This is a genomic window from Flavobacterium sp., from assembly GCF_031411595.1.
Lineage (GTDB): Bacteria > Bacteroidota > Bacteroidia > Flavobacteriales > Flavobacteriaceae > Flavobacterium.
The window spans coordinates 37,459-43,532 of sequence record NZ_JANOBI010000056.1; the positions used below are offsets into that span (position 1 = coordinate 37,459).

The following is a 6,074-nucleotide window of genomic DNA, read 5'->3' on the forward strand; positions in this document are numbered from 1 at the left end:
ATTTTACATGAATTAAAATTCATAGGTGATGTTAAAAATCAATCGTTTAGATTATTTAGTAATAGCTTCATAAATCACTTTCTGAATGTCTTCTCGAATATTTTCTTTCGATAAAGTATTGACGGTTGAATCCGGAAAGGTCCTGTTCGATAAAAACACATAAACCAATTCATCGTCTGGATCCGCCCAAGCCATAGTTCCTGTAAATCCGGTGTGTCCGAAACTCGTTAAAGAAACACAACCGCAAGTCGGCCCGCTAGTTCCCGGAAGTTGCGGTTTGTCGAAACCAACGCCTCTACGATTGCCTTCTGCACAGAAATAACAAGTATTAAAATCCGTAAATGTTTTCTCAGAAAAATATTGATGTCCACCATAGTTTCCTTTTTGAAGATACATTTGCATCATCTTAGCGACATCCATAGCGTTTGAAAAAATACCGGCGTGACCCCCTACTCCGCCTTCCATCGCGGCTTCCATATCGTGAACGTAACCTTGAATTTGTTGGTGACGGAAATACGTATCAATTTCTGTCGGAGGAATACTGTCTTTAGCAAATCGTTGTAAAGGATTGAATGTCGTATTATTCATTCCAATCGATTTATAAAATTGCTCTTGCACCAAAACATCAAGCTTCTTACCTGTAACACTTTCAAGGTAATCTTTAAGAATAATGAATGTGAAATCGCTGTATTTGTATTCTTTTTTAGGCAACAATTTACTGTCGACAATCATCTTCATAATCGAATCATGGTAATCATTGCGCATGAATAAACTGTCAGCCACTTGCTTCGAAAACTGTGCATTTGCTACTTTGCTATAATACTTTGGAAGCGGCATTTTTGCGCTGTCTAAAGTAGCTTTGTAAAATGGAATCCACGCTTGAAGTCTAGCGTAGTGCGACAACAAATCTTTAAATGGAATGTCTTGCTTGTCTGAATTATTGAACATCGGCAGCAATACTTTCAACGGCGTTTCCATTGTGATTTTTTGCTGGTCGTATTGTTGCATCACATTGGGTAAAGTTGCTATGATTTTGGTTAATGAAGCTATGTCGTAAATATTGGCATTGCTAACTTTAGTTTTATTGTCATAAGTATAATAACCAAAAGATTTTTGATACACCACTTTTCCTTTTCGCGCCACTAAAATTTCAATGCCCGGTGTCATTTTTTTGGTAATGGCGTAATTGGCTAAGTTTTCGATTTTAGCTAAAGTTGTCGAATTCATTCCAACATTTTCAGGAACGGTAAAACCCAATCGGTTGAGTTTTGTGGTGGTTAAACCATCATTCGCTTTAAACTGTTCATTAATCGAAACCGGCAATTTTCCTCTGGCATCAATCGCTCCGAAAAGCAATTCGGCGGAAACGATTTGAGCGATATCACTGTTTTGATACGATACTACAACGCCTTCAATTTCATCAAAAGCAGTAACCGGAATCAAAGCGTAAGGTTTGGTGAACGCATCTAAAATGGTAATATTATTTTTGGCAATTTCAGTCAACCAAGTCAAATCTTTTTCACTCATCGCGTGGCTTTTCCATGCTTTGTCTGATTTGTGAAAACCGACTATAACTTTAGTAAATTGTTGCAAAGAATCTTTCAAACATTCTAAATCATCATCATTGATTTCAGTAACTTCAGTATATTTTTTCAAAGTCGAAACAAAAGCACTGTTGACATCATCGCCCAATTTAACATACGCGATTTTCTCATTTTCAAGATTCGCCAAAGGCAGGATATCATTTTTATTTTTTAAAACTGTGATGGCATTTTCATAGAGTTCATATTGCAATGCATCATTTTTAATTGGATTGATATCGGTATATATGCCAGGAATCGTTATTGGATTGAATGCATTCAATCCAACTTTGTATTTGTATTTAAGGATTTTCTTGACCGAATAAGCCAATCGTTCTTCCGTAATTAAGGAATCCTGATATGCCATACAAATTTTCTCCGCAGCTACAGGCACATTTTCAGCGCATAGCAAAATATCATTTCCGGCTTGGAAAGCTTCAAGGTCGATTTCACCTGGTTCGCGGAAGTTTTTGGCGGCTTTCATATTCAAAGCATCGGTAAAAATCAATCCTTTAAAACCCAATTGATTTTTGAGTACATCGGTAATAATATTATGCGAAACCGACGATGGAATATTGGGTTTCGGCTCTAAACTAGGAACGTTTAAATGCGCCACCATTACGGAAGCCAATCCTTCGACAAATAATTTTTTGTAAGGATACATTTCAACAGAGTCCAAACGCTCTTTTGAAAAAGTGATTGTTGGCAAAGCAGCGTGCGAATCAATTTCGGTATCACCATGCCCGGGAAAGTGTTTTCCTGTGGCGAGTAATCCTTGACTTTGATAGCCTTTCATCAACGCTAAAGCACTTTCGGTTACATTTACTTTGTTTTCGCCAAAAGAACGGAAACCAATGATAGGATTTTTTGGATTGGTATTGATGTCTAAAACCGGAGCGAAATTGAAATGAACACCTATTCTTTTGTTTTGTTCGCCCATTTGAATGCCGACAGTTTCAATGAGTTTTTTATTTTGAATGGCACCCAAAGTCATGTTGAAAGGATAACGATAAGTAGAATCTAGACGCATGCTCAAACCCCATTCAGCATCGATTCCGATTAATAAAGGAACTTTAGATTCCGATTGAAAACGATTCGTAAGTTTGGCTTGACGCACCGGTCCGCCTTGGAAGAAAATCAATCCACCGACTTTGTTTTCCTGAATCAATTTGTCGATGGCTTTTACATGAACGGAATCTTTATTCGAATACGCAGAAACCATAAACAATTGTCCGATGCGTTCATCAAAAGTTAAAGTATTGTAGATGCTGTCTACCCATTTTTTTTCAATGGCGGAATCAAAATCGGGGTCGAAATTATCTGCTACCATTTTAACTTCAGGAACTATAACAGGCGGCGGAATAACGGCTACTTTTTTACTTGCGCAACTAATTCCTAATATCACAATGCTTATCCAGAAGCCTATTTTAAAAAAGGATTTTTTCATTAATGGAAAATTAAAAGAAACGACTGTGCCAGCTTTCTGCGGCGGGGACTTCCCAGTTATCGTTCCATTCTTCGATGGTATTCACAAGATTATTGAATACGATGGTGTTTTCAGAAACGGCTTTGTCTTTGGCCATTTTTTTGAATTCAATCAATGGTTTGTGCGCGATGTGTTCACCCAATTTGAATGTTACATTCATTTTATCTAACAAATCAACGGCGTATTTATTTTCGAGACTTTGAATGAATTCAACCGATTTATCGATAGAACAGCCGGTTGCCATTTGCACTTCCTGATTCACTGCGAGTATAATAAAACGGTAGTATTTCAACAAATACGAAGCTTCTAAACTAGTTCCGTGCGCTGCCCAAGAATCGATGAATATCTTTAAATCGGCTTCAATGGCTGCCCATTCTTCCTCAGTAAATTTTCTATTCGATTGGTATATCCATATTTTGGATTCCGGTGGTAAATTTTCAAAAGGAACGTACATGTTTGTAGATTTTAAGATTATTAGATTGTAAGATTATTAGATTTTCTGAATCTGTAAGCTATAAATCTTGGGCATTGGCAATTAGTTCGGCGATATCCATAACCTTAACGTCAGATTCGCGTTCTTTATTTTTGACACCGTCGGTTAACATGGTATTGCAAAACGGACAACCTGCGGCAATGATTTGTGGTTGCGTTTCTAATGCGTCTTCCGTTCTTTCGATATTGACTTCCTTATTTCCGGGTTCGGCATCTTTAAACATTTGTGCGCCACCGGCACCACAGCACAAACCGTTGGCTTTAGAGCGTTTCATTTCTACAAGTTCTGCATCTAATTTTTGAATTAAATCGCGCGGCGCTTCATAGATATTGTTGGCACGACCTAAATAACAAGGATCGTGAAACGTGATTCGTTTTCCTTTAAATTGGCCACCTTCAATGGTTAATCGACCAGAATCTAATAGTGATTTTAGGAATTCGGTGTGATGAATAACCTCGTATTTTCCACCCAATTCCGGATATTCATTTTTTAAAGTATTGAAGCAATGCGGGCAAGCCGTCACAATTTTTTTGGCTTCATACGCATTGAGCACTTCGATATTCATCATGGCTTGCATTTGAAACAGAAACTCATTCCCTGCTCTTTTTGCCGGATCGCCAGTGCAACTTTCTTCGGTTCCTAAAACTGCAAATTCAACATTCGCGCGATTTAGAATTCTAACAAAAGCTTTGGTGATTTTTTTAGCTCTATCGTCAAAACTTCCAGCACAACCTACCCAAAATAAAACTTCGGGTTGCTTGCCTTGGGCTAACATTTCGGCCATGGTTGGCACTATTAATTGCTCTGCCATAATTTTTAGTTGCTGAGTTGCTGAGTAGCTGAGTTACTGAGCAACAGATTGTTTCAATTTACAACTTCATAACTCAGGCACTTATTCCACTACGTTCCATACAATTCACATCGTGTGGCTCGCTCGGGTTAGGCACTCAGTTACTCAGTAGCTCTATTCGTGTTTTCCGTCATCGAATACCTGAATGGTTACTTCTTTTTCGATTAAGTCGGTGAATTTTCCTCTGTAACGTGTGGCTTTCACCAAGTGATTATCGATCCAATGGTAGTTTCCACCGCGTGGTTTTCCGAATAGAATGCCGTGGTATTTGAATCCGTGTTTTTTGAGCCAGATTTCTGTGAATTCACGATGCGCTTCTGTTCTTGATGTAAAGAAGAAAATCACGTGGCCTTCATCGTACCATTTATTCAATGTAATCAACGCATCAGGATATACTTCAGCTGTCAACATTCTTTCAGGTTCTTCGTTTGGAATATCGTCGCAAACAGTTCCGTCTATATCGATTAAATAATTCTTAATTCCCTCAGGTAAAATTGGACTAATCGTATGTCCGTTTTCTGTTGCAGCAACTAATTGCTTGTCTAAATCTTCTGTGTTCATTTTCGTTTTGTTTCTAATTTATTTTTTTGAAATGCATTAAAAACACCCTTAACCTCACTTTATAAGAGAATTTTTATTTGTTGTTAATTATTAATTTTATTATTAATTATGATAAATCACAATCTAATTCAGATTTTAAAAATCAAATCAATTATTATTCATTTTTCCAATTCAATCGGTCTTGTTGGTTGTATTGCCATGGTGCACCATTGTTTTCAATATTACTCATCATACTGTTCAATGACATTGGCGCTGCACTTTGTTCCATTACCAAATACCTTCTCATATCCATAATGATGGACAACGGACTAATATTTACCGGACATTCCTCCACACAAGCGTTACAGGTGGTGCATGCACGTAATTCTTCAACTGTTATGTAATCGTTCAACAGGGTTTTTCCATCATCTACAAACGAGCCGTTCTTTTCAATATTTTTTCCAACCTCCTGTAAACGATCACGGGTATCCATCATTATTTTTCTTGGACTTAAAAGTTTACCGGTAATATTTGCGGGGCATGCCGATGTACATCTGCCACATTCAGTACATGAATAAGCACCCATTAAGTTGGTCCATTTTAAATCAAAAATATCTTTAGCGCCAAAACGAGCAGGGATCTCCGACACGGGTTGCGCTGCAAAAGGGTCTTTGGTAGGATCCATCATTAACTCCACTTCTCTGCGTACCGATTCCATATTTGTTAATCCTCCTTTGGGTTGTAAATTCGAAAAGTATGTGTTCGGGAATGCCAGCATAATATGCAAATGCTTCGAAATGGGGAGGTAATTTAAAAAAGCAAAAATACCGAGTATATGAAACCACCAGCAAAAGCGTTCGATAAAAATAAGTGTTCCTTCGTTTAACCCCATGAAGATAGAGGACCAGTAGGAACTAACTGGGAATGAACCCGCTTTTATATAATGCTCACTACCCATATCTTGCAGTAATAAATCACAGGCATTCATGGTTAAAAAAGCGGTCATTAATAATATTTCGGTAATTAATATATAATTCGCATCGGATCGTGGCCACGAAGTCATCTCTCGGCCCCAAAAGCGTTTTATTTTAAGGGTATTTCTGCGCAACAAAAACACCACACAGG

General features: G+C 37.8%; 5 protein-coding genes. All 5 read right to left on the bottom strand.

Annotation, left to right across the window (positions count from 1 at the left end; genetic code table 11):
• Positions 1-51: 51 nt before the first annotated feature.
• Positions 52-3,027, bottom strand: a complete 2,976-nt coding sequence (locus RMO03_RS13220) for a glycoside hydrolase family 3 N-terminal domain-containing protein (RefSeq protein ID WP_309642580.1) — start codon at positions 3,025-3,027, stop codon at positions 52-54.
• A gap of 10 nt (positions 3,028-3,037) precedes the next feature.
• Positions 3,038-3,520 (bottom strand): ABC transporter ATPase, encoded by a 483-nt coding sequence (locus RMO03_RS13225; RefSeq protein ID WP_309642581.1) that lies wholly within the window; start codon positions 3,518-3,520, stop codon positions 3,038-3,040.
• A 58-nt stretch (positions 3,521-3,578) separates the two neighbouring features.
• Positions 3,579-4,370 carry a (Fe-S)-binding protein gene (locus RMO03_RS13230; RefSeq protein WP_309642582.1) on the bottom strand — a complete coding sequence of 264 codons (792 nt, stop codon included), beginning with the start codon at positions 4,368-4,370 and terminating at the stop codon, positions 3,579-3,581.
• A 153-nt stretch (positions 4,371-4,523) separates the two neighbouring features.
• Positions 4,524-4,970, bottom strand: a complete 447-nt coding sequence (locus RMO03_RS13235; RefSeq protein ID WP_309642583.1) for a phosphoheptose isomerase — start codon at positions 4,968-4,970, stop codon at positions 4,524-4,526.
• Between the two features lie 154 nt (positions 4,971-5,124).
• Positions 5,125-6,074, bottom strand: a 950-nt coding sequence (locus RMO03_RS13240; protein WP_309642584.1) for a 4Fe-4S dicluster domain-containing protein, incomplete at its 5' end; no start/stop codon positions are given.

Excerpts from the sequence above, each read along its gene's own strand:
- RMO03_RS13225 (WP_309642581.1), bottom strand. The coding sequence starts at position 3,520 with ATGTACGTTCCTTTTGAAAATTTACCACCGGAATCCAAAATATGGATA.
- RMO03_RS13230 (WP_309642582.1), bottom strand. The coding sequence starts at position 4,370 with ATGGCAGAGCAATTAATAGTGCCAACCATGGCCGAAATGTTAGCCCAA.
- RMO03_RS13220 (WP_309642580.1), bottom strand. The coding sequence starts at position 3,027 with ATGAAAAAATCCTTTTTTAAAATAGGCTTCTGGATAAGCATTGTGATA.
- RMO03_RS13235 (WP_309642583.1), bottom strand. The coding sequence starts at position 4,970 with ATGAACACAGAAGATTTAGACAAGCAATTAGTTGCTGCAACAGAAAAC.